Genomic DNA, 26,501 nt, shown 5'->3' with positions numbered 1-26,501 from the left:
CAAAAAAAAACTAAACTATTAGATAGGATAATTATTGGTTTATTTCATACAATGAAAATAATAATATAAAAAAATGCAAAATCTAAATATAGATTTTTTAGAAAAACTATTTGAAAATAATAAAAAAAGAAAATATTCTTTTCCAAATAAAAAAATGTCCACAAAATTTGTGGAAGATTTATTTTATATTCTTTTTACGCCTGACAAAAAGATTTTAAATAAAATTTCTTTTTTCAAAAAAAATTATAAAATTTTACAAAAAAAGTTATATTCTATTTTTTTAGAATTAAACATTGAAGAAAAAAATTCTGAAAAACTTTCTCAAAAATTCTTTAAAAAAATTCCTCATATTTATCAGACGTTAATTATGGACGCTAATGCCATTTTAGAATTTGATCCTGCCGCAACTGTTATAGAAGAAATATTTTTGTCCTATCCTGGTTTTTTTGCTACCGCGTTATATAGAATAGCTCATCAACTATGGATTCAAAATATTCCAATTTTTCCTAGATTGATAACAGAATACGCGCATAGTAAAACGGGGGTGGATATTCATGCTTCTGCAGAAATAGGAAATTCTTTTGTAATAGATCATGGAACCGGAATAGTAGTTGGATCTAGCACAAAAATAGGAAATAATGTTAAAATATATCAAGGAGTAACTTTAGGTGCCATATATGTAGATAAAAAATTAGAAAATAAAAAACGTCATCCTACCATAGAAGATAAAGTAACTATCTATGCTGGAGGAACTATTTTGGGAGGAGAAACTGTAATTGGACACGATAGCATACTTGGGGGGAATGTATGGGTAACCCGTAGTATTCCTCCTTTCTCTATAGTTTATCAAAAAAGTGAAATTAAAATGCGTAATAATAATACCCCTTTTCCTGATTCTATTAATTTTATGATATAATATAAAAAAAATTAAAAAAAAATGAGAGTAGAAAGCATCCTAAAAACTATTGGGAATACACCTCATGTCCATCTTAATCGTTTATTTCCTACTCATAAAGTATGGATAAAATTGGAAAAAAATAATCCTGGGGGGAGTATTAAAGATAGAATTGCATTATCAATGATTGAAGATGCAGAGAATCAAGGAATACTTAAAAGGGGGGATCTCATTATAGAACCTACATCTGGAAATACCGGAGTAGGGCTAGCTATGGTTTCTGCTGTAAAAGGATATCGTCTGATTTTAGTTATGCCCGAATCCATGAGTATTGAAAGAAGAAAACTTTTTTCTATTTTCGGAGCAAAATTTGTCCTTACTCCTAGAGAAGAAGGAATGAAAGGTTCTATTAAAAAAGCAGAAGAGTTGATAAATTCTATACCTAATTCTTGGATGCCAAGACAATTTGAGAATGTTTCCAATCCAAATATACACAGTCATACAACTGCAAAGGAAATTATTGATTCTTTTCCTGAGGGAATAGATTATTTTATTACAGGAGTGGGGACTGGAGGACATATAACTGGAGTAGCAGAAGTATTGAAAAAAAAATTTCCAAAAGTAAAAATTTTTTCTGTAGAACCAGTGGAATCTCCTGTTATATTTGGAGGGGTTGGAGGAACTCATTCCTTGCAAGGATTAGGAGCTGGATTTATCCCCCCTATTCTAAATGTGAATCTTTTAAATGGATCTTTTTTGGTATCAAAAGAAGAAGCATTTAAGTTTGTCAGAAAAATTGCAATAAAAGAAGGGATTCTTGTTGGAATTTCTACAGGAGCTTCTTTGTCAGCTATAGACAAAAAACTCTCTAATATTTCTAGAGAATCTACAATACTTACATTCAATTATGATACGGGAGAAAGATATTTATCAGTAGAGAATCTTTTTTAGATGTTAAAATTAACATATTAATATAAAAATGAGGGAAAAAAAACATTTATGTGGAATAGTTTTGAATAATTTACTTTTAAACAAAAAAAATAATAAATCTCATAAAGAATTTTATCACATTGAAATATTGATGAATGAATCTGGTGACTACTCTCCAGGAGACTCTGTTGCAATAATGGCGGAAAACTCATCAGAAGAAGTTCATAAAATTATGAATTTTTTGAAAAGTTGGAAAAAAATAATTTTTAATGATAAAAATGAAAAAAATATGATGTTTTTTATGTTTAAAAAAAAATTTAACATCGTTCATTTATCCCGAAATATGTTAAGTAAGTATTCTTTTTTTTCAGATCAAAATCCTATTTATTCTAATAAAAAAATATGGAGTTTTTTTGATCTTTTAAAAAAATTTCCTTTAAAAAAGGAAGTTCAATTAAAAGATTTTATTGAGCTTATGGATCCTATAAAACCTAGATTGTATTCTATCTCATCTTCTCCTAAAGCACACAATAATACTGTAATACATATTACAGTATTACGTCATCAATTTAAAATTGATGGAAAAATTAAATATGGATATTGTTCTAATTTTCTTTCTAAATTAAAAAAAGGAGATCTATTATCTTTTTTTATTCATAGAAATCATTTATTTAAATTACCAAAATCCAATAAGGATATAATACTTATTGGAACTGGTACGGGGATAGCTCCTTTTCGTTCTTTTTTATATGAAAGAGAAATTAATAGATCTACTGGAAAAAATTGGCTTTTTTTTGGAAATCAATATTCAGAAATTGATTTTCTATATCAAATGGAAATAAAAAATTGGAAAAAAAATGGAATATTAAACCATATAAATATCTCTTTTTCTAGAGATCAAAAAAAAAAAATTTATGTACAAGATGAAATATGGAAAAACCGTAAAGAGTTTTACAAATGGATAAAAAATGGTGCATATATTTACATTTGCGGAAAAAAAAAAAATATGAGTGTGGATGTTGAAAATACATTACTTCGTGTAATAAAAGAAGAGTTAGGAGAAAATTCTCTCGAATTTTTAAAAAAAATGAAAAAAAATAAACGTTATTCAAAGGATGTATACTAATAATTCAGATTCATAAAAAAATTCAGTGATAATGAAATTTTTTTTTTAAAAAAATTATTTTATTAACAATGATTTTAGCCATTTTATATCTTGATTCTTTTGTCCATCCAGCAATGTGGGGGGTTAATATAACTTTATCAGAATCAATAAGATAAAAAAAGTTTTTAGAAAGATTTCGATGATTGAAAAAATCTTCAAAAGAAGATTTTTCATATTCTAGTACATCTAAACAGGCTCCATATATCTTTCCATTTTTCAATGCATTTACCAAATGCTCAGTAAGCACACATTCTCCACGAGAAGTGTTCACTAAATAAAAAGGTTTACAAAAATTTTTTATAAATTTTTCGTTTACCATTCCTTTTGTCCCCTTTGTATAAGGGACATGAAGGCTAATTATATCAGATTCTATAAATATTTTTTCCATATCTACTTGTTTTGCATAATTATCTCCTATTTTAGGAAGGATATCATAACATAATGTTGTCGTTTCAAATCCTGAAAGTTTTTTAGCAAAAGCTTTTCCAGTATTTCCATATCCTATAATTCCTATTGTTTTTCCCATTATCTCTTTTCCTATATTAGATTCTCTGTTCCACTTTCCTATCTTAATTTCTTGATGAGTACGAATAACATTATTCATCATACATAAAAGCATAGCTATAGCATGTTCTGCTACAGAATCTTTATTTCCTTCTGGAGAAGAAATTAATGTAATCCCTTTTTTTAAAGCATAATCTTTATCTATATTTTCCATTCCAGATCCAACACGAGCTATAAATTTTAAATTTATAGCCTTATTCATAAATTTTTTATCTATTTTTAAACGACTTCTCAAAATAATTCCGTCATATAAAAAGATATTTTTCATAATGATTTCTACAGGATCAAAATAATTTTCATCACAAATTAATTTTTCTTTTCTGAGTTTATATATGATAAAAGGATGATTTTTATCTAAAATTAATATTCTTTTTATCATAACTTACTTTATTATTTATCTATCGTAATATTTTTATTATCAGGTTCTGTATTGATATTATTCTCATTAAAGTTTATCATCTCTTCTTCTTTATTTTTTTTTTCATCTTCATTCTCATTATTATTATCATCATTCTTAGTCTCAGTAGAAGAATCGGAATCTTTATTTTTTTTTTCATCTTCATCTTCATCTTCATTATGAAAAATATCTTCACAATGGGTCCAATTATATTTGAAATTTTCTGGTTTATGAAATGATAGTTTATCATGATAAATAAGGCTTGAATCTTTATATAAACTTTTCATATAATAAGCCCATATAGGTAATGCCATATTAGCTCCTTGCCCCAATTTTATACTTTCAAAATGAGCAAATCTATCTTCCCATCCAACCCATACTCCAGTAGTTAAATTTGGAATCATTCCTATAAACCATCCATCTGAATTTTCATTACTCGTCCCCGTTTTTCCTGCTATATCTAATCCTAAAAAATTATAATACTTCAATAATCTTTTAGCAGTTCCATATTGAACTACCCCTTGCATTAGTTTTAACATTATATATGCAACCTCTTCGCTAAAAACTTGTCTTCTACTAAAATCTATATGTTCTTTGATTAATTTTCCATATTCATCTTCTATTTTAACTAAAAGACTAGGTCTTACGTAAGAACCATAATTAGTAAATGTATTAAATGCTCCCGTCATTTCGTACAGTGTTAAATCGGCCGATCCAAGAGCAATGGAGGGATGTTCAGGAATGATAGATTCTATTCCCATTTTTTTTGCTAATTTAATTACTGGAACTGGGGTTATTTGAGATATAAGACGAGCAGAAATTGTATTTACTGATTGTGCTAATCCATCTTTTAATGTTAAAAATCCTCCATATTTTCCATTTGAATTTCTAGGATACCATTTTCCTATATGGAATTTTTCATTTGATATTTTAGTACAAGGTGTATAATGTAATTCATTAATAACAGTTGCATATAAAATAGGTTTAAAAACGGATCCAATTTGACGTTGTGTTTTTGCTACATGATCATATTGAAAATAATTAAAATCTATTCCTCCTACCCATGCTTTTATATATCCTGTATAAGATTCTATAGATAATAATCCAGCTTGGATAATACTTTTTTGATAACGAATAAAATTCCATGGGGATATGAAAACTTTTTTCTCTCCATTCCAAGTGAATAATTTGAGATATTTTGGTTTTTTAAATTCTTCTATAATTTTTTCTTCTTTAATCCCTTTTTGTTTCAGTTCTTGATAAAGCTGTGTTCTATGCATAGCAGATATAAGAATTCTCTTTGTTTTTTCTTGAGATATATTAAAAAATGGAGAGTTTTTGTTTTTTTTTTGAAAATTATTGAATAGAATTTGTAATTGACTAAGATGTTTTTTAACTGCTTTTTCAGCATAATCTTGCATTTTCGCATCAATAGATGTGTATATTTTTAATCCACTAGAATAAAGATTTAATCTTTTTCCCGTTTTTTTTTCGTAATCATCTAATGCATCTTGGATTTCCTTTTTTAAAAAATCTCCATAATAGGTTAATAATTCAAAATCTTTTTTTTGAATTTTGAAGTTTATTTTTATGTTTTTTTTTAATTCATTTTCATATTTTTTTCTATTCAAAAAATTATATTTATTCATTTGATGTAAAACCAAATTTTTTTGTTTTTTAGATCTTTTAGGATACATTTTTGGGTTATACAAAGAAGGATTTTCTAGCATTCCAACTAATGTCGCACATTCTCCTAAATTTAATTCTGAAGCTTTTTTATTAAAATAAGTATGAGCAGCAGTCTCAATTCCTTTTGCATTATACAAAAAATCAAATTTATTGCAATACATAGTAATGATTTCTTCTTTTGTATAACGTTTTTCTAATTCAACCGCCATGATCCATTCTAAAAGTTTTTGATGGATTCTTTCTAGTTTATTTTTCGCAGATTTACCTGTAAAAAGAAGTTTTGCTAATTGTTGAGAAATGGTGCTCCCACCTCCTCTTTTTCCCAAAGAAATAATGGCTCGGATAAGTGACTTTAGATCTATTCCTGAATGATTTTTAAAACGAATATCTTCTTTTGCTATCAAGGCATTTACAAAATATTTTGGAAGTTGTTTATAAGTAATTAGTGTTCTATTTTCTGAAAAAAACTTCCCAAGTAAAATTCCATTTGTATCATATACCTCTGATCCAACTTCCATTGTGGGTTTTTCGATATCTTTAGTATTGGGTAAAGGACCTAAATATCCTTTCGATGCAAAATAAAAAATGACAAAAAGTATGCTAATCCCCAAAAAAAAGAAAAACCAAAAATAAAAAAGAAGTATACGTAAATAAAAACTGATTTTATTTTTTTTATTTTTTTTATACACGTATAAAATTATTTTATTTTCATTTTTTTTTTAAAAAATTTTTAATTTTTATTTATATGTTAATTTTGTATTTTGAATGGCATTGATTGTTGATAATTTTTCCAGGGGAGGAGCTATTTTATTTTTTTTGTTTTTTTTTAAAATATCTTTTATCTTTTTTAATTCTATTATGTACCAGGTGTTTGGATTCTTTATGTAAGAAAACCACATTTTTTTTTTAAAAACATCAATTTTCATACATTGTGCAGCCCCTTTTTCTGTATAAATTTTGCTATGAATGTCTGGAAAATCTTTTATAGCAGATAAATAGGTATCCAATTCATAGTTTAAACAACATTTCAATTTACTACATTGTCCAGTTAATTTTTGTATATTGATAGAAAGTTGTTGATATCTAGCAGAATTGGTGTTAACGGTCTTTAATTTTTTTAACCAAGTAGAACAACAAAGTTCACGTCCACAAGATCCTATCCCCCCAATTTTTGCTGCTTCTTGTCTATATCCTATCTGACGCATTTCTATTCTTGTACGAAATGTTTTAGCTAATTCCTTGATCAATTTTCTGAAGTCAACCCTATTTACTGCTGTATAATACAATGTGGCTTTTTTTCCATCTCCTTGATATTCCACATCACAAATTTTCATAGTAAGATTTAAATCTTTTGCAAATTTTCTAGCCTGTAAAAGACTCTTGTATTCTTTTTTTTTTGAATAATTCCAGATATTTATTTCTTTATTTGTTGATTTTCTATATATTTTTTTTGTTAAAGAATCCAAGGAAATATTTTTATTTCGTATTTGTAATTTTACTAATTCTCCAGTTAGATTTACTATTCCCACATCATATTCTATAGGTTTTTTATTATTAGTAGATTCTACAGTTTCAACAGTGACAGGATCCCCTTGATAAAGAGGAATTTTTTCAAAATAGAGAAAAAATTCTTTTCTATCATTTTTAAATTTTACTTCTACTATCTTTTTTTTTTCTTCAAAAGGAGATTGTATATTGGACAACCAATCTATTACGTCAAATTTAAAATGATTCTCTCTTCTACTTCTATTTTTATTTCTATTATTACAATATTGATTATTAAAACAACTAGAACATAATTTTTCCATTATTTTAATGAGTTTACAAACAAAAATAAACTTTTCTTATCCTTATTATTTTCAATAAAATAATTTAATTTATATATTTCCATACTAAAGTATGGAGTTTATTATTATTTATGGAGAAAAAGATTGCTGTTTTTCCTGGTTCATTTGATCCTATAACTTTGGGACATTATGATGTTATTATTAGATCTTTAAATTTGTTTGATAAAATCATTATAGCCATTGGAAAAAATAATGAAAAGAAAAACATGTTTTCTTTTAGAAAAAGAAAAGAATGGATAGAAAAAACTTTTTTCAGTTTTTCTAAAGATAGAATCGAAATAGATATATTTCAGGGGCTTATAACTTCTTTTTGTATAAAAAAAAAGGCTCATTTTTTGTTGAGAGGGATTAGAAATCAATTGGATTTTGAATTTGAAAAGAATATGTTTTATGCAAATAAAGAATTAGAAAATTCAAATTCTATTTCTATTGAAACGGTATTTATTTTTTCTTCTTATAACAAGTCTCATATTAGTTCTTGTGTTGTAAGAGATATCATCAAAAATAGGGGGGATTATACTGTTTTTGTTCCTCATTCTGTGAGAATTTAAATTTTTTTTATTTACTGAATCCAATCAAGAGTGATTTGTTTTTTTTCTACATTTGCATCAATTAATTTTACTTTTACTTTATCTCCTAAATGATAAATCTTTCTTTTTTTTTTACCAATTATGCTATTATTATAATTATTTGAATTTAATGTATAAATGTCTTCTTTTATGTCACGTAATAGAACCATTCCTTCAGTTTGAAATAATAATAAATCTATATAAACACTCCAACTTGTAAATCCTGTAATAATTCCATAAAATTCTTCTCCTAGGTATTTTTTAATGTATTTTACTTGTATAAATTTTGAAAATTCTCTTTCTGCATCTACTGCTATGCGTTCTTGATAACTACAATGTTTAGATTGTTCTTCATAAAAATCCACAGATTTTATTTTTGATTTACATTCTTTATTTTTCATCAAATAAAAATCTAATAAACGGTGTGCTATAATATCTGAATATCTCCTTATGGGGGAAGTAAAATGAGTATAATAGTTAAAGGATAACCCATAATGTCCTATGTTTTTTGTGGAATATTTTGCTTTGCTCATGGAACGCAAAATTAAATTTTCAACCATATTTTTTTCTGATTTTCCTTTAACATTTTTCAAGAGATGATTAATAGATTCTTTTAGATTTTTTACATTTAAAAAATATCCTAACGGTTCTATTATTTTTTTTAAAACGAAAATTTTTTGAAAATCGGGTTTTTCGTGTATTCTATAAATATATGTTTTTTTAGTAGGTTTTCCATCTATATTTAAACTTACAAATTCTGAAATTTTTCTATTAGTCAATAACATGAATTCTTCTATCAATCTATGAGCATCATTGTTTTTTTCTAAATACAATTCAATCGGATTTTTATTTTTATCCAAATGGAATTTGATTTCAACTTTATCTAAAAAAATTGCTCCGTTTTTTATTCTTTTTTGAGTTAAAATTTTGGAAAAAAATAACAAAGTTGAAATTTCTTCATAAAAAGATCCTTTTTTTTTATCTATAATTTTTTGTACTTCTTCATATGTAAATTTTCTATTGGATCTAATGATTGTTTTTCCTATCCAACTTTTTAATATTTTTCCTTCACGGTTGATATTAAAAATAAATGAGAAACTGAGTTTATCTTTTTCAGGTTTCAAAGAACAAATATTATTTGATAATATTTTTGGGAGCATAGGAATCACTTTTCCTACAAAATAAACAGATGTTGCTCGTATGTATGCTTCTTGATCCAGTAAAGTTCCTTCTTTTACATAATGTGATACGTCTGCAATATGAATTCCTATTTCCCAAATGTTTGTATTTAATTTTCTAATTGAAATCGCGTCATCAAAATCTTTTGCATCTATAGGATCAATAGTAAAAGTATTAATATTTCGCATATCTTTTCTTTGATTGGTATCAAAATTTTTTTTTAATCCAATTTCTTTTGCTTCTTTTTCTACTTTTTTAGGAAATTCATATGGGATTCCATACTCTTCCAATAAAGAATAAAATTCCGTTTTATGTTCTCCAGATAATCCAAATACTTTTATGATTTCCCCTAAAGGATTATTGAAATTTTTGGGCCATGATATTATTCTGACTAACACTTTTTCATTGTGAAAATGTCCTTTTAGTTTTTTTTTTGGAATATGTATATCTACATGAATAGTTTTGTTATAAACTACTACTGATCCATATTTAGAGGAATGAGATTGAATTTTCAATATTCCTATAAAATTTTTTCTTTTTCTTTTTAGAATTTTTAGAACTTTTCCTTCTATTCTATTATTTGAAATTCTTAAAAACCGGATTCTCACTAAATCTCCTTCTAAAGCTCTATTTGTGTTTTTTTTCGAAACAAAAATATCGTTTTGTTTTCCATTTATACTTACAAAAGCATATCCATAGCTAGTAATATTTATGAATCCAGTAGCTAAATTGTTATGTAGAATTTTTCTTTTCAAATCTTTTTTTTCTTTTTTTTAATTTCATAATAAAAAATAAAAAACGTATTTATTAATGAATAATAGTTCAAGAATAAAAATCTGAAATTCTATAATTAGGAATTTATAGAATAGAAAATTTATTATTTTTCATATGTTTATGTTTTCGGATGTCATTCAGTATTGTTGATTATTTATTATCTTTGCATTGATCCGTTTTTTTTTACTATATATATAAAAAAATAACTCTCAGATGACAGGCAAACGTATATTATATGTTTCTTCAGATTTATTTCCTTTTTCTTCAGAGAATCCAATTTCTTTATCTGTTTTTAAGGTGACCAAATTTATGCAGTCTATTGGAAATGATGTACGTATTTTTATGCCAAGATTTGGAGTAATTAATGAACGAAGACATCAACTGCATGAAGTTATTCGTTTGTCGGGAATGAATTTAATTATTAATGACATAGATCAACCTTTATTGATAAAAGTAGCGTCTATTCCTGATGCTAGATTACAAGTCTATTTTATAGATAATGAAGAATATTTTAAAAGAAAAGCGATTTATGAAGATGAGAATGGAATATTTTTTCATGATAATGACGAAAGAGCTCTGTTTTTTACTAAAGGAGTTTTAGAAGCTGTAAAGAAATTGAATTGGGTTCCTGATATTATCCATATATATGGTTGGATCAGTTCTCTGATTCCGCTATATATAAAGAATTTTTATAAAAATGATTTTATTTATAGAAATGCAAAAATAATAGCATCTATATATAATAAACCTTTTAAAGGAGTTTTAAATAAAGATCTAATTAATAAAATTAGATTTGATGGAATCAAATCTAGAAAAATAAAATTATTAGAAAATCCAAATTATTTTAATTTAATTAAATTATGTATGGATTTTTCTGATGCTATAATAAAAGGAGATCTTTCTTTTCCAAAAGAAATAGAAGATTATATAGAAAAGAATAAGTTTTTAGTATTAAAATATTATCCTGTAGAAGAAAAAATAGAAACCGTTTATCAACAATTTTATAAAGAAACTGTTTTAGAACAGATTGATTAATAAAACATACATACATAATCAAACAAAAAAAATAATAATTTTTAAATTCTAATTTAATCAAATGTGTGGTATAATTGGTTACTTGGGATATAGAGATGCATATCCCATTTTGATTAATGGATTAAAGAAATTGGAATATCGTGGATACGATAGTTCAGGAATAGCCGTTTTTTATGAAAATGGATATACTTTATATAAGTCCAAGGGAAAAGTGAATGAATTAAAGAAAAAAATTTCTTCTATTCAAATTAAAGGAACCACAGGAATAGGGCATACAAGATGGGCAACACATGGGGGGCCAGATGATGTGAATGCACATCCTCATGTTTCTAATTCTAATGAACTTATTTTAATTCATAATGGAATTATAGAAAATTATCATGCTATTAAGATTATTTTACTTAAGAATGGATTTACTTTTAAAAGTAAAACGGATACAGAAGTTCTTGTAAATTTGATTGAATTTATTAAAAAAAAAAATAAATTATCTTTAGAAGAAGCAGTGAGAATTTCTTTAAATGAAATAGTTGGAGCATATTCAATTGCTATAGTAGAAAAATATCATCCAGAAAGAATTGTTATTGCTAAATTGGGGAGTCCTCTTGCATTAGGAATTAATGAGAGAGAATTTTTTATTGCATCAGATCCTATTCCTTTTTTAGATTATACAAAAAATGTAATTTATTTAAAAGATGGAGAAATGGCAATTCTTAGGAAGGGAGAAGAATTAGATCTTCGTAAAATTGTGGATAATCATAAACTGAGTCCGATTATTCAAGAACTTCAGATTAATCTAAAAGAAATTGAAAAAGGGGAATATAAATACTTTATGTTAAAAGAAATTTATGAACAACCAAAAACGATTTTGGATACCTTGAGAGGAAGATTAACAGATGGATTAATATGGATTAATGGAGTTGAATCTAATAAAAATATTTTTATAAACGCAAAATGTATTACTATAGTTGCATGTGGAAGTTCGTGGAATGCAGGTTTGATTGGAGAATATTTATTAGAAGAACTTGCAAGAATTCCTGTAGAAGTGGAATATGCTTCTGAATTTAGATACAGAAATCCTATTTTAGAAAAAAAAGATACTATTGTGATAGTGATTTCTCAATCAGGAGAAACTGCAGATACTTTATCTGCTTTGAAATTAGCAAAAAAGAAAGGTGTTTTCGTTTTCGGAATTTGTAACGTTGTAGGTTCTTCTATTGCTAGAAATGTGGATGCAGGGGCTTATACACATGCAGGTCCTGAAATTGGAGTAGCTTCTACAAAAGCATTTACTGCACAAATAGCAGTTCTTGTTTTATTAGCTTTGAAGATAGGAAAATATAGATTATCTCTTACAGAATATCGTTACAATCATTTATGCCAAGAATTTGGATTGATTCCAGAAAAAGTAAACAGGACTTTAGAAATGATTGAAAACGATATAGAAAAAATAGCTAAAGCATATTACAATGTAAATAATTTTCTTTATTTAGGAAGAGGAATCAATTTTCCAGTAGCTTTGGAAGGGGCTTTAAAATTAAAAGAAATTTCTTATATCCATGCTGAAGGATATCCTGCTGCTGAAATGAAACATGGTCCTATTGCTTTAATAGATGAAAATATGCCAGTAGTTATCATTGCAACAAAAAAAGGATGTTATGAAAAGATAATAGGAAATATTCAGGAAATTAAAGCTAGAAAAGGGAAAATTATATCTATAGTCAATGAAGGAGACGTTCAAGTATCTATGTTGTCAGATTACGTTATAAAGATACCTAATATTTCTGAAGAACTTAGTCCGTTGTTAACGGTGATTCCTCTTCAACTATTGGCTTATCAAATTGCATTTATAAGAGGTGAAAACGTGGATCAACCTAGAAATTTAGCTAAATCAGTAACAGTTGAGTAATGAGTCAAAAAAAGTTTAACGATATTCTTTTATGTATTTTTCTAGTGCCATGGACATAGAAGGAAATTCTGGAGTCGGTACTTTTATAGCTATTTTCAATCCTGCTTTGGAAGCAGCGTCCAAAGTTTTTTTTCCAAAAGTTGCGATCTTTATATTATTTTGATCAAAATTTGGGAAATTTTCAAATAAAGATTTGATACATGCGGGACTAAAAAAAACTAATATATCGTAATATATAATATGTTTTAAATCAGATAAATCACTGGAAGAAGTTTTATATAAGATTGCTCTTTTCCAGAAAAGATTCAATGTATTTAACATGTTTGAGATTTCTGGATTGAATATGTTTGAAGACGGAAAAAGAAATTTTTCTTTTGAATTTTTTTTTATGTAAGGAAGTATATCTTTAAAAGATTTTTTTCCAATGTGAATTTTTCTTTTTCTATAGACTACATACTTTTGTAAATAGTAAGCAATTGTTTCTGTTTGACAGACATATTTCATAGAGATAGGAACTTTGAAACGCATAGATTTTGCTAATCTAAAATAGTGGTCTACTGAATTCTTGCTTGTAAAAAGAACAACAGTAAAATCAGAAAAATTAATTTTTTGTTTTCTAATATCACTAGATGATGCCCCTTTTACTTCTATAAAAGATCTAAAATCTATTTTTACATTTTTATTTTTACTTAATTTTAAATACGGAGAATCTGAACCTGTGAGAGGATGTGAAATGAGAATATTATTGATCTTCATCATTTTTTCATTAATAATAATCTTGTTGTTATTGATTTAAAATCAAATTTTTAATCATAAAATGTATTAACGCAAATGTACAGAAAATATAGAAAAAAGATGAGTAAGATAATTCTTTTCCCATTTTTTTTTATTTTTTTTCAGAAATTAGCAAGAGTATTTTTTTCTAAAATTTTTACAAACAAGTTCTATAAGTAAATCGATCATATGATTTTTAGAAAAAAAATGACTCTATTATAAAGTCATCACTAAAAAAAAATGTGCAAAAAATATAACCTAACAGAGGGATAACTCCTGTCAAATTTAGATTATTACATAAATATTCTAAAAAAATTGAAAATTGAGGAGAGGCACAGAGCGGAATCGAACCGCTATAAAAGGTTTTGCAGACCTCTGCCTTTCCATTCGGCCACAGTGCCTTAATTTTTATTAATTAGATCTTTATCTTCTAGTAAAACACAGACTCTATCTACATTACTTTGCAAAGGGGGGTTTTCTTTACATATTTTTATTTTTGTATACTTTATCAAATCTACTTTACTATATTTTTTTCTTATTCGTTGAATTATTCTTTGTGCTAAATGTTCTAATAATTTAGAATTAGTTGCCATTTCTTCTTTCACGATGCGATATAAGTGGACATAATTAATGGTTTTTGATAAGTCATCATTAACAGAGGCTTTATAAAGATCTAATTCTACCTCTACATTTACTGTGTAATAAGATCCCACATATGATTCTTCAGGCATGCATCCATGAAATCCGAATAATTTTATATTTTCTAAAATAATTTTCCCCATTAATTATTTTAATTCATTTCATTTTCTAATTCTAATTTAATCTCTGATTATAATATATATACAACGAATAAAATAATAATAGAGAGATGTAAAATGAATAGAAAATAAGTCTCTACTATCTATAGAGAGAGAGATTTTTTAATTTATTTATTATTGTTTGTATCTAGAATCTGATTAATTAATTAAATTAATTTCTTTTTTATAGTTTTCTTCTACTTTTTTCCAGTTTACAATGTTCCAAAAAGAAGAAATATAATCTATACGACGATTCTTATATTTAAGATAATAAGCGTGTTCCCAAACATCTAATCCTAAAATTGGGATACCATCACAATCACAATTGATTCCTAACATTAATGGATTATCTTGATTTCCTGTAGAACAAATAGTGAGTTCTTTTTTTTCTTTAACACAAAGCCATGCCCATCCAGATCCAAATCTATTTAATGCTATTTCAGAGAATTTTTCTTTGAAAGAAGAAAAAGATTTAAAATATTTTTGAAATACTTCATTTAAATAGATACTGGGGGAAGAACTTTCTGAATGAGGAATTAATATTTCCCAAAATAAATTATGATTATAAAATCCTCCGCTATTATTTCGTATTGCAGGAGTTTCTATATTTGCTCTTCTTAAAATTTCTATTATGGACAGGTTGATCATGTCTGTCCCTTCAATAGCTTTATTTAAATTGTTAGTATATCCAGCATGATGTTTAGTATAATGAATTTCCATAGTTTTTCTATCTATATAAGGTTCAAAATCCTCATAAGAATAAGATAGTTTTGGAAGTTTAAATGACATATTTTTTTATTTTTTATTGAATATAAATATTGAGAATGTGAATGAAAACAAATATAATAAATATAAAGACAATTCGAAAGAAAAAATTATGATGAAATCATAGCTTTTATACCGGGAAGAATTTGATTCTTAAAACTTTCTAGCATTGCCCCACCTCCAGTAGAAAGATAACTAATTTTTTTTTCTAATTTTTCTATTTTTAATGAGGAAATAGTATCGCCTCCTCCAACTAAAGAAAAAGCTCCTCTCTCAGTTGCATTGGCTATTGCTTTTGCTATAGATTTAGTACCTAAAGAAAAATTAGGAAATTCAAAAACTCCTAAGGGGCCATTCCAAAAAATCGTGTTTGATTCATTTATTATATCGCAAAAATATTTTATAGATGAAGAAGCAATATCTAACCCCATCCATCCGTTTGGAATAGAATAAATAGAAACAATCTTCTTAGTTGCATGATTATGAAATGAATCCGCTATAACAACATCTTTTGGAAAAAATAAGTTATTTTTTTTTCTACATTTTTCAATAATATTTTTTAATATTCGTTTTGTTTTTTCATTTTCATCTTTTTCTATTACTATGGAATTTCCAACATTTCCTCCTTTTTCTTTTATAAAAGGATACGCCATTCCTCCACCTATTAATATATTATCTGCAAAGTGAATGATAGATTCAATGATCTTTATTTTAGAATATATTTTGGATCCTCCTAATAAGATAGAAATGGGTTTTTTTTTATTTTTTCCTAATACTTTGTTTAAAGATTGAATTTCTTTTTTCATTAGTAGTCCAATACACTTTTTTTGATCAAAGAATTTTGGAATGACACTTATAGAAGCATGTGAACGATGGGAAACACTAAAAGCTTCATTAACATAAATATCTCCTAAATTTGCTAATTTTAAAGCAAATTTTTCATTTCCTTCTTCTTCTTCTTTATAAAAACGAAGATTTTCTAACAATAGTATTTCTTTGTTTTTTAACATTTTAACATTTTTTTTTACATTTTCTCCTATGCAATTGTCAGAAAATTTTATAGGTATTTTTAATTGTTTAGATAACAATGGAATTATAATTTTTAAAGAATTATGATCCCTATTGAGGCTTCCTTTTGGTCTTCCAAAATGAGAAATTAAGACTATTTTACCATAATCAGAAATAATTTTTTTTAGAGTAGGAATACTATATTGAATTCTAGTATCATCAGAAATTTTATGAGAAGATTTAGATCTATCAACAGGAACATTGAAATCAACTCTTACTAGAGCGACTTTATTTTTAAAATTAAAATCATTTACAGTTTTTATTTTATCAATTATATTTTCCATTCAAACATCATTTAATTCAGTAATTAATTTAATGAAAATAATTTGATATATTAAGTTCAAAATTTTTGAAAAATTTATTTTTAATTCATTACAAATTTTTTTCACGTAATTTTGCAAATATATATTAGTTTTTCTTTGATTTTTTTTTAATGAAAATAGCAATAGGATCAGATCATACAGGAATAGATTACAAATGTTTAATTATTGATTTTTTAATTGAAAAAGGATATAAAATAAAAGATTTTGGTTTTTCTAGTTGTGCAGATAAGGTAGATTATCCTGATTTTGTTCATCCTACATCTAAGTTTGTAGAAAAAGGAAAAGCGGATTTTGGAATTATTATTTGTGGTAGTGGAAATGGAGCTGCTATGACAGCTAATAAATATCAGAAAATTCGTGCTGCATTGGCATGGAAGAAAGAAATTGCTTTTTTAGCGAGAAGACATAACAATGCAAATATAATTAGTATCCCCGCACATTTTGTGAAAAAAAATAAAGTTTTAGAAATAGTAGAAATATTTTTAAAAACAGATTTTGAAGGTGGAAGACATAAAGTTAGAATAGAAAAAATTCCTAAAAAAAATAATAATCCTCAGTAGCTCAGTCTGGTTAGAGCACCTGACTGTTAATCAGGGTGTCGCTGGTTCGAATCCAGCCTGAGGAGTTTTGTCCAGTTTAAATTTCAAGTCAAGTTCAATTATCCCTAATTTTTTCTAAGAAAATTAGAAACTAATTTTTTTGCTTTTTTTTTTGTTTGAATCAAATTAACGTTTAGTAATACAATATCAAATAATTTTGCATAGTGAAATTCTCTTTCTGCTTTGTTTAAACGTATTTTTATTTTCGATAATTCTTCAGAATTTCTTGTAATAAGTCTTTTTTTTAGAATTTTTATGGAGTGTGCCATTATAAATATGGATAATGAATTTTTGGGATATTTTCTTTTTAAATGTACCCCACCTTTTACATCAACATCAAATAAAATATGTTCATTTGTTTTCCAAATCTTGAAAATTTCACTTTTTAAAGTTCCATAAAATAATTGTGGGTAAACCTCTTCCCATTCCGCAAATTGATCCTTTTTTATATTGGAAATAAATCTGTCTTTAGAAATAAAATAATAATCTTTTCCATGTTTTTCATGGGGGCGAATTGTTCTAGTGGTACATGATACTGAAAATTTTAATTCAGGAAATTTTGAAAGAATGTAATGAGAAATTGTGGTTTTTCCAGATCCCGAAGGTCCTGATAGGATAATCATTTTTCCTCTTTTCATTTTTTCATTGTTTTTTTTTCTTTGTGAGAGAAAAAGACTTTTTCATAAAAAAAGAAAAATAAAAAGTGGATATTATTTCCTAAATTTGTTTCTTCTAATAACTTAAATTTACGTTTTTTTTAATTTTATATAAATGAAATTAGGAATAGTGGGGGTAACAGGAATGGTTGGACGTGTAATGATAGATGTTTTAAAACAAAGAAATTTTCCAATTGATGAATTATATCTTTCCGCTTCTGAAAGGTCAATAGGAAAAAAATTTATTTTCAAAAACAAAAAACATACTGTTCTAAGTATGGAAGAATTATTTTCAAAATCTCCTCATATTGTTTTATTTTCAGCAGGATCAGAAATTTCAAAAAAATGGGCTCCAAGATTCTCAGAAATAGGAACAACTGTTATTGATAATTCTTCTGCATGGAGGATGGACCCTGATAAAAAGTTGATTGTTCCTGAAATAAATGCTTCTTGTTTAAAAAAAACAGATAAAATTATTTCTAATCCAAATTGTTCTACAATACAATTGGTAATGATTTTATACCCTTTACATTTGGAATACTGTATAAATCGCGTAATAGTATCTACATATCAATCTGTTACTGGAACGGGAAAAAAAGCGTTAAATCAATTAAATAAAGAGAAAGCAGGATACTCCTATTATAAGGATAAATATGAAAAAATATATCCCCATCCTATTTATCAAAATGTATTACCACATTGTGATTCGTTTGGATCAGATGGATACACGATAGAAGAAATAAAATTAATGAAAGAAACAAAAAAAATTATGAATGATCAAAAAATATCTATTACAGCAACTTCTGCAAGAGTTCCTGTGATAGGAGGACATTCAGAAAGCGTTAATATCACATTTCAAAAAGAACCAAACATTGATCAAATACGGGAAATATTTGTAAAAAAAATTAAAGGAGTTATTGTTCAAGATGATCTAGAGAAAAATATTTATCCTACTCCGTTCTTTTCTCATGGAAAAGATGAAGTGTTTGTTGGACGGATTCGTAAAGATTTTTCATGTTTAAATTCATTAAATCTTTGGATTGTTTCAGATAACCTTAGAAAAGGTGCCGCAACAAATGCAATACAAATAGCGGAATACCTAATAGAAAAAAAATATATTTAGTCAGTTTACACTATATTATTAGTGATTTAGTGATTATTTATTGTTTCTTTTTGTTAAGAATTAAAGTATATTCCCCTAATATTTTTTTTTTATTATTAAAATATGAAATCATATCTCCAATATTTCCTCTTAGTGTTTCTTGGAAAACTTTTGATATTTCTTTACATATAACAATCTTTTTTTCTAATCCGAAAAAAATCTTAAAATCATTTAACGTTCGTATCAATCTATGAGGCGATTCGTAAAATATAAGAGTTCTATTTTCTTGAGATAAATTTTCTAATTTTATTTTTCTTTTTTTTTTTGGCAAAAAACCAACAAATGTAAATTCATTAGTAGGAAATCCAGAACTTACTAATGCGGGAATTAAAGCTGTTGGTCCTGGTAAACATTCTATAGATATATTAGAATTTATACAGTTTTTTACTAGTAAAAAACCTGGGTCAGATATACTTGGGGTTCCTGCATTGGAAATCAATGCTATTTTTTTCCCTTCTTTTATTTTTTTTAAAATAAATGGAATGATTTTATGTTCATTATGAATATGATAGGTTTTTGTATGAGTTTTAATATTATAGAAATTTAATAATCTTTTTGAAAATTTATAATTTTCTACTAGTATAAAATCTACTTTTTTTAAAATACGTAAGCTTCTAAAAGTAATATCTTCAAGATTTCCTATAGGAGTAGGAACAATATATAATAGCATTTTTTATAAAATTTTTAATTTTTTCAAAAAATTTCGGAAATTTTCTATTTTTTATCTATAAGATATAGAAGAACTTTTTCTAAGTTTTATTTTAAACTTAAAAATAAAACTTACTTAATGTCTGGTGATAGAGTAATCAATATTTTAGATTAAAAATAAAATTGGAGAAAATAATTTTTTCACTGTAAAAAAAAATAGATCGAAATCAAGTGAAATTTGACATTGAAATTTTATATAAGAACTTCATTGTCAAATTTATAATTATTATATTATAGATAATAAAAAATATGAAAATGAAATAATGCTGATGAAATCACAAAAGGAATGAAAGGAAAACAATATATATTTAGAAGTCGTTTAGTATCTGGAGATATTATATTTAAATATGATTTAAATGGTTTTTTAAGAGAGATTATATTTCCTGAAAGTCTTTCTTTATCACATTATATATGGATAGGAAAATATTTACCTTACAATGAATCTATTATTAATAAAATGAAAAATATAAGGTCTTCATTTTTTATAGAAGAAATTCCTGTAGATTTGTCTTTTAATCGTTTTTGGACAGATTATAGATATAAAGTAGGAAAAAAAAAAATGGCTGAAAATCTATGGAATAGAATGTCTTTGTCAGATAGAGTCAAAGCTTTATCATATATTCCTAAATATTTAGATCATGTTAGACGTACAGGACATGATCAAGCATATCCTACAACCTATTTAAATCAAAGATATTTTGATAGTTAACAATTATTTATTTCTCTTTTTTTCTATTTTCTAGTATGAGATTTATTGCTTTTTCAAGATTTATATCAAAAAAATAGTTTTCTTCAATTGGAATTGATTTATTTTTATGTTTTATATAAATATTGTATTTGTTTATTTTTAAAAGGATTTCATTATTTTCAAAAATTCCTAATAATTTAGGTAACTCAAGTAGTTTTAATGCCAATTCAAAAGAAATTGTATCAATTTTTTGACTGTTTAATAAAGGAGAAAATTTTGGTTTCTTTTTATCTTTAAATTCTCCCATTTGAACAATAGGTCCAAATCTCCCCACTTTTGCAAAAATTTTTTGATTTGATACTGGTTCTATTCCCAAAAATCGTTTTTTATGTATTTTATCCACATTTTTTTCTACATGTTTTATTTTTTCATGGAATTTATCATAAAAATTTTGAATGATTTTATTCCAAGATTTCTTTCCTTTGGCTATGTCGTCAAAACTTTTTTCTAAGTTTGCAGTGAATCCAAAATCCACTATTTCTTGAAAATTTTTTTTTAAAAAATTAGTAGTTAAAATTCCCATATCTGTGGGAATAAATTTATTTTTTTCTATTTCAGTAATTTGATCTTTTTTTTCAGTTATAATATTCTTCTTAAGATTAAGAAAAAAAGTTTCACGTTCCTCTATTTTTTTAATAATTTTTTGTCTATTCACATAATTTCTTTTTTGTATAGTAGAAATAATGGGGACATAAGTAGATGGTCGTCCTATACCTAGTTTTTCAAGATTTCTTACTAAAGAAGATTCACTATATCTAGGTAAGTGTTTTGTAAAAATCTGTTTTGCTATTATTTCCTTTTTTTTTAGAGAAGTTCCTTGTTCAATTTCTATTTGAATTTTTTTTGAATCATTTTTGTTTTTGATTCTCATAAATCCATCGAAAATTACGGTTTTTTTTGTCCAAACAAAAGGATATTCTAAATTTAAAGAAGATTGAATATAGAAATTTTTAATTTCTATATGTGCATCTGACATTTGTCCTATTATAGTTCTTTCCCATATAAGTTGATAAAGGCGTTTTTGAGAGATATCTAAAGAATCTAAAGAAGTGTTTAGAGAACTATTTTTTATATCTGTAGGATGAATAGCTTCATGAGCTTCTTGAGAAAATTTGTTTTTCGATAAAAATTCTTTTTGAGATAAATATTTCTTTCCATACAAAAGAAGAATATAATTTTTAATCTTTGATAAGATTTCTTTGGATAGATTAGTGCTATCAGTTCGAATATATGTGATATATCCTTTTTCATATAATTTTTGTGCTAAGAACATAGTTTTAGATATGGAATAATTTAATTGTTTACTGGCCTCTTGTTGTAAAGAAGATGTTGTAAATGGAGGAGGAGGAGTTTTTTTTTCGTATTTAGTGATAATATTTTTTATTAAAAATGAAGCATTTGAACATGAAATCAAAATGTTTTCCATTTTATTTTTGTTTTCTATCTTTTTTTCCAATTTTGCATTAATTATTATTTTTTTTGAATTTGAACCTGAATTAGTAAAAACACCATAAATCTGGTAGATTGGAATGGGGATGAAATTTTTTATATTTTGTTCTCTTTCTACTATAAGTCTAACAGCTGCTGATTGAACTCTTCCCGCAGAAAGTCCAGTGTTAATTTTTTTCCATAATACGGGAGATAATTGAAATCCTACTAATCTATCTAAAATACGTCTTGCTTGTTGAGCATAAACTAAATTATGGTTAATTCCTCTAGGTTTTTTTAGAGCATTTAAAATAGATTTTTTTGTAATTTCATGAAAAACTATTCTTCTAAATTTTTCATCTGGTATATTCAATGTTTTATAAATTTGATATGCAATAGCTTCTCCTTCCCGATCTTCATCAGAAGCTAACCAAATAATTTTATAATCTTTTATTAAACATTTTAGATTTCTAACAATTTTCTTTTTTTTAGGAAGTATCACATAATTTGGATGAAAATTTTTATTTGTATCAATTCCTATTTTTTTTTCGGGGAGATCTATAAGATGACCGTAACTAGATACTACATGAAAATTTTTTCCTAAAAATGTTTGTATAGTATTAGCTTTTGTAGGGGACTCTACGATTATTAAGTTTTCTTTCATAATTAGAATTTTTATCTATTTCTTTCTACAATAAAATTTACCATTGTTTTTAAAGATTTTTTTATTGTACATTCTGGGTAATGTTCTAATATTTTTAATGCATTATTACGTAGTTTCATCATTTTTTGATGAGCGTATTCTAATCCTCCGGATTGTTTAACATAGGAGATGATTTTCTGTTTTTTTTTTTCATCAAAATTTTTTATGGAATCTAATATCCATTTTTGATCTTCTTGAGAAGCATTCCTTATAGCATAAATAAGTGGAAGTGTTATTTTTTTTTCTTTTAAATCAATTCCAATAGGTTTTCCTATTAAATTTTTATGTTCACTAGCATAATCAAACAGATCATCTTTTATTTGAAAAGCAATTCCAGTTAATATTCCAAATTTTCTCATTTTTAATACTGTATTTTCATCAGCATTGACTGATCGTGCACCACCTTCACAAGAGGCAGCAATTAGACTTGCAGTTTTATGATAAACGATTTTATTGTAAGTGCTTTCAGTGATATTTAATTTTTTCGATTTTTCCATTTGTAATAATTCTCCTTCACTCATATCTTTCATAGTTTTACAAACAATTTTAAGAAGATCATGATAATTGTTATTTGTTGCTAATAGAAGACTTTTAGAAAGTAAATAATCACCTGTTAAAACAGCTATTTTATTTTTCCATATTGCATTAATAGAGGATACCCCACGTCTTAAATTGCTGTTATCGATTACGTCGTCATGTACTAAAGTTGCTGTATGAATTAATTCTATTAAAGAGGCTGTATGATATGTTTTTTTTTGTGTTTTTCCTAACATCTTAGCTATTAAAAAAACAAACATAGGACGGATTTGTTTTCCTTTTCTATGAATAATGTAATGAGTAATTTGATCTATAAGAGGAATTTTACTTTTTATAATAGAAAAAAATTGTTTTTCAAATACTTTCATTTCTTCTTTTATAGATGTTCTTATTTTTTCTAGTATTTTTTTCATTTTAAATTATAAGATTAGCATAGCATCTCCGTAAGAATAAAATCTATATTTTTCTTGTATAGCTATTTTGTATGCTTTCATAAGCAATTCATATCCAGCAAAAGCAGAGGTCATCATAAGTAATGTAGATTTAGGCATATGAAAATTTGTAATCATGGAATTAGCTATGCTAAAGTTGTAAGGAGGAAATATGAATTTATTAGTCCATCCAGAAAAAGGATTGAGATATTTTTTAGATGAAACAGAACTTTCAATAGCGCGCATAGATGAAGTCCCTACTGCACATACACGTTTTTTTTGTTGAATTGTATGGGTTACAATATGACATGTGTTTTTTTTTATAAAACATTTTTCAGAATCCATTTTGTGTTTAGAAATATCTTCTACTTCTACTGGTAGAAAACTTCCCAATCCTAAATGAAGAGTAATTTCTACTAAATTTATTCCTTTTATTTCTAGTATTTTTAATAAATGTTTTGAAAAATGTAATCCTGCTGTGGGGGCTGCTACAGATCCTTCTTTTTTTGCATAAACAGTTTGATATCTTTCTTCATCGTTTTTTTCTGGTAGTCTATTAATATATTTAGGTAAAGGAGTTTTTCCTAATTTTTTTATTTTTTTTATAAGTTCTTCGTGATTTCCATCAAAATGAAGTTGTAAAATTCTTCCTCTTGAAGTAGTATTATCTATCACTTCTCCTGTCAATCCGTTTCCAAAATTTAATTTATTTCCTACTCTTACTTTTCTAGCGGGATCTACAAGTACATCCCAAGTATTGTCTTTTGAATCTAATTCTCTAAGTAGAAAAACTTCTATTTTTGCTTCTGTTTTTTCCTTTTTTCCAAACAGTCTTGCGGGAAAAACTTTTGTGTTATTTAGGATTAAAGTATCTCCTTCTTCAAAATAAAGATGTAATTCTTTGAAAAGTTTATGTTCAATTTTTTGATTATTTCTATGAATTATCATCAATTTAGATTCATCTCTTTCTTGAGTTGGTTGATGAGCTAAAAGACTAGATGGAAATACAAAGTCAAAATCTGAAGTTCTCATAGAAGAATAGAATTAATTTTATTGAATTATCAAATATAAGGTCCTTTTTTTTTTATAAAAAAATATATATTTGTTTTTTTATTTGTGTGAAACTTTTTTTTTGAAAAAAAAGTGTACATTTACATGTGAATATGTTATCGTTCTTTATATTTTGAAAAATTGCTTCTAGACCTGATTCTAAGGATTTAATTAAGGTTTTTCGTAATTTTGATATTATTTTTAAAACAACGAAGAGTTTGATCCTGGCTCAGGATGAACGCTAGCGGCGGGCTTAACACATGCAAGTCGAGGGGCAACATGAAATCTATGTATTTAGATTTTGATGGCGACCGGCGGACGGGTGCGTAACACGTACGTAACCTACCTTTTGCTAGAAGATAGCCTGAGGAAACTTAGATTAATATTCTATAATGTAATATTATCTTATGATGATATTATTAAAGCTGAAATGCGGCAGAAGATGGGCGTGCGGCCGATTAGTTAGTTGGTGGGGTAAAGGCCTACCAAGACCACGATCGGTAGGGGGCCTGAGAGGGTGATCCCCCACACTGGTACTGAGACACGGACCAGACTCCTACGGGAGGCAGCAGTGAGGAATATTGGTCAATGGAGGAAACTCTGAACCAGCCACGCCGCGTGCAGGAAGAATGCCTTATGGGTTGTAAACTGCTTTTGTTTAGGAATAAAGATTTCTACGAGATAGAAATTTTGAATGTACTATACGAATAAGTGTCGGCAAACTCCGTGCCAGCAGCCGCGGTAATACGGAGGACACAAGCGTTATCCGGATTTATTGGGTTTAAAGGGTGCGTAGGCGGTTTATTAAGTCAGTAGTGAAATTTTGCAGCTTAACTGTTAAAATGGCTATTGATACTGATAAACTTGAGTGAGATTGGAGTAGCTGGAATGTGTGGTGTAGCGGTGAAATGCATAGATATCACACAGAACACCGATCGCGAAAGCAGGTTACTAAGTCTATACTGACGCTGAGGCACGAAAGCGTGGGGAGCAAACAGGATTAGATACCCTGGTAGTCCACGCCGTAAACGATGATCACTAGTTGTTGGATTTTTATATTCAGTGACTAAGCGAAAGTGATAAGTGATCCACCTGGGGAGTACGGCCGCAAGGCTGAAACTCAAAGGAATTGACGGGGGCCCGCACAAGCGGTGGAGCATGTGGTTTAATTCGATGATACGCGAGGAACCTTACCAAGGTTTAAATGTACTACGAATAAACTAGAAATAGTTTAGTCTTCGGACGGAGTACAAGATGCTGCATGGTTGTCGTCAGCTCGTGCCGTGAGGTGTTGGGTTAAGTCCCTCAACGAGCGCAACCCTCATTGTTAGTTGCCAGCGAATTAAGTCGGGGACTCTAACAAGACTGCCGACGCAAGTCGAGAGGAAGGTGAGGATGACGTCAAATCATCACGGCTCTTATACCTTGGGCTACACACGTGCTACAATGGTCGGTACAAAGGGTCGCTACTGAGCAATCAGAAGCTAATCTCTAAAAGCCGATCTCAGTTCGGATTGGAGTCTGCAACTCGACTCCATGAAGTTGGAATCGCTAGTAATCGCATATCAGCCATGATGCGGTGAATACGTTCCCGGGCCTTGTACACACCGCCCGTCAAGCCATGGAAGTCGGGGGGACCTGAAATCGGTGACCGTAAAAGGAGCTGCTTAAGGTAAAATCGATAACTGGGGCTAAGTCGTAACAAGGTAGCCGTACCGGAAGGTGCGGCTGGAACATCTCTTTTTTCAGAGTATTTTAATCTTGTTAAATTCTGTGAATTAGTCTAGAAGTATATTTATATA

22 protein-coding genes, 2 tRNA genes and 1 rRNA gene are annotated in these 26,501 nt (G+C 27.0%); 11 read left to right on the top strand and 14 right to left on the bottom strand.

Going from position 1 to position 26,501, the window contains the following annotated elements; translation table 11 throughout:
* The first annotated feature begins 73 nt into the window (after positions 1–73).
* Genes H0H71_RS01775 through H0H71_RS01765 form a run of 3 tightly spaced genes read left to right on the top strand, consistent with a single transcriptional unit; the run spans position 74 to position 2,951 of the window.
* Positions 74–916, top strand: a complete 843-nt coding sequence (locus H0H71_RS01775) for a serine O-acetyltransferase (protein WP_185855847.1) — start codon at positions 74–76, stop codon at positions 914–916.
* Between the two features lie 21 nt (positions 917–937).
* Positions 938–1,846 (top strand): cysteine synthase A, encoded by a 909-nt coding sequence (gene cysK, locus H0H71_RS01770; RefSeq protein WP_185855846.1) that lies wholly within the window; start codon positions 938–940, stop codon positions 1,844–1,846.
* 28 nt (positions 1,847–1,874) lie between these two features.
* Positions 1,875–2,951: a flavodoxin domain-containing protein gene (locus H0H71_RS01765; RefSeq protein ID WP_185855845.1), complete on the top strand. Its 1,077-nt coding sequence runs from the start codon at positions 1,875–1,877 to the stop codon at positions 2,949–2,951.
* Positions 2,952–2,973: 22 nt separating this feature from the next.
* Here the strand turns inward: H0H71_RS01765 and H0H71_RS01760 are convergent, their stop codons facing one another.
* Genes H0H71_RS01760 through H0H71_RS01750 form a run of 3 tightly spaced genes read right to left on the bottom strand, consistent with a single transcriptional unit; the run spans position 2,974 to position 7,448 of the window.
* Positions 2,974–3,933: an NAD(P)-dependent oxidoreductase gene (locus tag H0H71_RS01760; RefSeq protein ID WP_185855844.1), complete on the bottom strand. Its 960-nt coding sequence runs from the start codon at positions 3,931–3,933 to the stop codon at positions 2,974–2,976.
* A gap of 11 nt (positions 3,934–3,944) precedes the next feature.
* Complete coding sequence (locus H0H71_RS01755; protein WP_185855843.1) at positions 3,945–6,329, bottom strand: transglycosylase domain-containing protein; 2,385 nt, start codon at positions 6,327–6,329, stop codon at positions 3,945–3,947.
* 48 nt (positions 6,330–6,377) lie between these two features.
* A complete protein-coding gene (locus H0H71_RS01750; protein WP_185855842.1) occupies positions 6,378–7,448 on the bottom strand; it encodes a PSP1 domain-containing protein in 1,071 nt (356 codons plus the stop codon).
* Between the two features lie 110 nt (positions 7,449–7,558).
* Between H0H71_RS01750 and coaD the strand changes: the two genes are divergently transcribed.
* The gene (coaD, locus tag H0H71_RS01745; RefSeq protein ID WP_185855841.1) at positions 7,559–8,038 is read left to right on the top strand and encodes a pantetheine-phosphate adenylyltransferase; all 480 of its coding nucleotides are present in this window, start codon (positions 7,559–7,561) and stop codon (positions 8,036–8,038) included.
* 11 nt (positions 8,039–8,049) lie between these two features.
* Here coaD and rnr read toward each other — a convergent pair whose 3' ends face one another.
* Positions 8,050–9,990 (bottom strand): ribonuclease R, encoded by a 1,941-nt coding sequence (gene rnr / locus H0H71_RS01740; protein ID WP_185855840.1) that lies wholly within the window; start codon positions 9,988–9,990, stop codon positions 8,050–8,052.
* 232 nt (positions 9,991–10,222) lie between these two features.
* On the opposite strand from rnr, the gene H0H71_RS01735 reads away from it, so the two are divergent.
* A complete protein-coding gene (locus H0H71_RS01735) occupies positions 10,223–11,044 on the top strand; it encodes a glycogen/starch synthase (protein ID WP_185855839.1) in 822 nt (273 codons plus the stop codon).
* Between the two features lie 61 nt (positions 11,045–11,105).
* Complete coding sequence (gene glmS / locus H0H71_RS01730; RefSeq protein ID WP_185855838.1) at positions 11,106–12,950, top strand: glutamine--fructose-6-phosphate transaminase (isomerizing); 1,845 nt, start codon at positions 11,106–11,108, stop codon at positions 12,948–12,950.
* A gap of 15 nt (positions 12,951–12,965) precedes the next feature.
* Here glmS and H0H71_RS01725 read toward each other — a convergent pair whose 3' ends face one another.
* The 5 genes from H0H71_RS01725 to H0H71_RS01705 all read right to left on the bottom strand — a co-directional run bounded on the left by H0H71_RS01725 (position 12,966) and on the right by H0H71_RS01705 (position 16,638).
* Positions 12,966–13,706 (bottom strand): uroporphyrinogen-III synthase, encoded by a 741-nt coding sequence (locus tag H0H71_RS01725; protein WP_185856482.1) that lies wholly within the window; start codon positions 13,704–13,706, stop codon positions 12,966–12,968.
* A gap of 348 nt (positions 13,707–14,054) precedes the next feature.
* Positions 14,055–14,125, bottom strand: a tRNA-Cys gene (locus H0H71_RS01720).
* Positions 14,126–14,506, bottom strand: a complete 381-nt coding sequence (folB, locus tag H0H71_RS01715; protein WP_185855837.1) for a dihydroneopterin aldolase — start codon at positions 14,504–14,506, stop codon at positions 14,126–14,128.
* A 174-nt stretch (positions 14,507–14,680) separates the two neighbouring features.
* Positions 14,681–15,310 carry a superoxide dismutase gene (locus tag H0H71_RS01710; protein WP_185855836.1) on the bottom strand — a complete coding sequence of 210 codons (630 nt, stop codon included), beginning with the start codon at positions 15,308–15,310 and terminating at the stop codon, positions 14,681–14,683.
* 86 nt (positions 15,311–15,396) lie between these two features.
* Positions 15,397–16,638 carry a phosphoglycerate kinase gene (locus H0H71_RS01705; protein WP_185855835.1) on the bottom strand — a complete coding sequence of 414 codons (1,242 nt, stop codon included), beginning with the start codon at positions 16,636–16,638 and terminating at the stop codon, positions 15,397–15,399.
* A gap of 149 nt (positions 16,639–16,787) precedes the next feature.
* Here H0H71_RS01705 and H0H71_RS01700 point away from each other — a divergent pair, with 149 nt between their 5' ends.
* Together H0H71_RS01700 and H0H71_RS01695 are read left to right on the top strand one after the other, a co-directional pair.
* Complete coding sequence (locus H0H71_RS01700; RefSeq protein ID WP_185855834.1) at positions 16,788–17,237, top strand: RpiB/LacA/LacB family sugar-phosphate isomerase; 450 nt, start codon at positions 16,788–16,790, stop codon at positions 17,235–17,237.
* Positions 17,228–17,302: transfer RNA gene (locus H0H71_RS01695), tRNA-Asn, on the top strand. Before H0H71_RS01700 ends, H0H71_RS01695 begins: the two co-directional genes overlap by 10 nt.
* A 39-nt stretch (positions 17,303–17,341) precedes the next feature.
* Here the strand turns inward: H0H71_RS01695 and gmk are convergent.
* A complete protein-coding gene (gene gmk / locus H0H71_RS01690; RefSeq protein WP_185855833.1) occupies positions 17,342–17,914 on the bottom strand; it encodes a guanylate kinase in 573 nt (190 codons plus the stop codon).
* A gap of 133 nt (positions 17,915–18,047) precedes the next feature.
* Here gmk and H0H71_RS01685 point away from each other — a divergent pair, with 133 nt between their 5' ends.
* Positions 18,048–19,055, top strand: a complete 1,008-nt coding sequence (locus H0H71_RS01685; protein WP_185855832.1) for an aspartate-semialdehyde dehydrogenase — start codon at positions 18,048–18,050, stop codon at positions 19,053–19,055.
* 37 nt (positions 19,056–19,092) lie between these two features.
* On the opposite strand, the gene rsmI is transcribed toward H0H71_RS01685, so the two are convergent.
* Positions 19,093–19,764 carry a 16S rRNA (cytidine(1402)-2'-O)-methyltransferase gene (rsmI, locus tag H0H71_RS01680; protein WP_185855831.1) on the bottom strand — a complete coding sequence of 224 codons (672 nt, stop codon included), beginning with the start codon at positions 19,762–19,764 and terminating at the stop codon, positions 19,093–19,095.
* Between the two features lie 324 nt (positions 19,765–20,088).
* Between rsmI and H0H71_RS01675 the strand changes: the two genes are divergently transcribed.
* Positions 20,089–20,511 carry a hypothetical protein gene (locus H0H71_RS01675; RefSeq protein ID WP_185855830.1) on the top strand — a complete coding sequence of 141 codons (423 nt, stop codon included), beginning with the start codon at positions 20,089–20,091 and terminating at the stop codon, positions 20,509–20,511.
* 7 nt (positions 20,512–20,518) lie between these two features.
* Here H0H71_RS01675 and topA read toward each other — a convergent pair whose 3' ends face one another.
* Genes topA through queA form a run of 3 tightly spaced genes read right to left on the bottom strand, consistent with a single transcriptional unit; the run spans position 20,519 to position 24,681 of the window.
* Positions 20,519–22,642 carry a type I DNA topoisomerase gene (gene topA, locus H0H71_RS01670; RefSeq protein WP_185855829.1) on the bottom strand — a complete coding sequence of 708 codons (2,124 nt, stop codon included), beginning with the start codon at positions 22,640–22,642 and terminating at the stop codon, positions 20,519–20,521.
* 11 nt (positions 22,643–22,653) lie between these two features.
* Positions 22,654–23,631 carry a polyprenyl synthetase family protein gene (locus tag H0H71_RS01665; RefSeq protein WP_185855828.1) on the bottom strand — a complete coding sequence of 326 codons (978 nt, stop codon included), beginning with the start codon at positions 23,629–23,631 and terminating at the stop codon, positions 22,654–22,656.
* A gap of 6 nt (positions 23,632–23,637) precedes the next feature.
* The gene (queA, locus tag H0H71_RS01660; RefSeq protein ID WP_185855827.1) at positions 23,638–24,681 is read right to left on the bottom strand and encodes a tRNA preQ1(34) S-adenosylmethionine ribosyltransferase-isomerase QueA; all 1,044 of its coding nucleotides are present in this window, start codon (positions 24,679–24,681) and stop codon (positions 23,638–23,640) included.
* A 224-nt stretch (positions 24,682–24,905) separates the two neighbouring features.
* Between queA and H0H71_RS01655 the strand changes: the two genes are divergently transcribed.
* A 16S ribosomal RNA gene (locus tag H0H71_RS01655) occupies positions 24,906–26,443 on the top strand.
* Positions 26,444–26,501 lie beyond the last annotated feature (58 nt).

The sequence above is a fragment of the Blattabacterium cuenoti genome, from assembly GCF_014251375.1.
In the GTDB taxonomy this organism is placed as follows: Bacteria; Bacteroidota; Bacteroidia; order Flavobacteriales; family Blattabacteriaceae; genus Blattabacterium; species Blattabacterium cuenoti_K.
This window is presented reverse-complemented; position numbering and strand designations above follow the sequence as displayed.

Coding starts and splice junctions, on each gene's coding strand:
- H0H71_RS01775 (WP_185855847.1), top strand. CDS start 74: ATGCAAAATCTAAATATAGATTTTTTAGAAAAACTATTTGAAAATAAT.
- cysK (WP_185855846.1), top strand. CDS start 938: ATGAGAGTAGAAAGCATCCTAAAAACTATTGGGAATACACCTCATGTC.
- H0H71_RS01765 (WP_185855845.1), top strand. CDS start 1,875: ATGAGGGAAAAAAAACATTTATGTGGAATAGTTTTGAATAATTTACTT.
- H0H71_RS01760 (WP_185855844.1), bottom strand. CDS start 3,933: ATGATAAAAAGAATATTAATTTTAGATAAAAATCATCCTTTTATCATA.
- H0H71_RS01750 (WP_185855842.1), bottom strand. CDS start 7,448: ATGGAAAAATTATGTTCTAGTTGTTTTAATAATCAATATTGTAATAAT.
- coaD (WP_185855841.1), top strand. CDS start 7,559: ATGGAGAAAAAGATTGCTGTTTTTCCTGGTTCATTTGATCCTATAACT.
- H0H71_RS01735 (WP_185855839.1), top strand. CDS start 10,223: ATGACAGGCAAACGTATATTATATGTTTCTTCAGATTTATTTCCTTTT.
- glmS (WP_185855838.1), top strand. CDS start 11,106: ATGTGTGGTATAATTGGTTACTTGGGATATAGAGATGCATATCCCATT.
- H0H71_RS01725 (WP_185856482.1), bottom strand. CDS start 13,706: ATGAAGATCAATAATATTCTCATTTCACATCCTCTCACAGGTTCAGAT.
- folB (WP_185855837.1), bottom strand. CDS start 14,506: ATGGGGAAAATTATTTTAGAAAATATAAAATTATTCGGATTTCATGGA.
- H0H71_RS01710 (WP_185855836.1), bottom strand. CDS start 15,310: ATGTCATTTAAACTTCCAAAACTATCTTATTCTTATGAGGATTTTGAA.
- H0H71_RS01705 (WP_185855835.1), bottom strand. CDS start 16,638: ATGGAAAATATAATTGATAAAATAAAAACTGTAAATGATTTTAATTTT.
- H0H71_RS01700 (WP_185855834.1), top strand. CDS start 16,788: ATGAAAATAGCAATAGGATCAGATCATACAGGAATAGATTACAAATGT.
- gmk (WP_185855833.1), bottom strand. CDS start 17,914: ATGAAAAGAGGAAAAATGATTATCCTATCAGGACCTTCGGGATCTGGA.
- H0H71_RS01685 (WP_185855832.1), top strand. CDS start 18,048: ATGAAATTAGGAATAGTGGGGGTAACAGGAATGGTTGGACGTGTAATG.
- rsmI (WP_185855831.1), bottom strand. CDS start 19,764: ATGCTATTATATATTGTTCCTACTCCTATAGGAAATCTTGAAGATATT.
- H0H71_RS01675 (WP_185855830.1), top strand. CDS start 20,089: ATGAAAGGAAAACAATATATATTTAGAAGTCGTTTAGTATCTGGAGAT.
- topA (WP_185855829.1), bottom strand. CDS start 22,642: ATGAAAGAAAACTTAATAATCGTAGAGTCCCCTACAAAAGCTAATACT.
- H0H71_RS01665 (WP_185855828.1), bottom strand. CDS start 23,631: ATGAAAAAAATACTAGAAAAAATAAGAACATCTATAAAAGAAGAAATG.
- queA (WP_185855827.1), bottom strand. CDS start 24,681: ATGAGAACTTCAGATTTTGACTTTGTATTTCCATCTAGTCTTTTAGCT.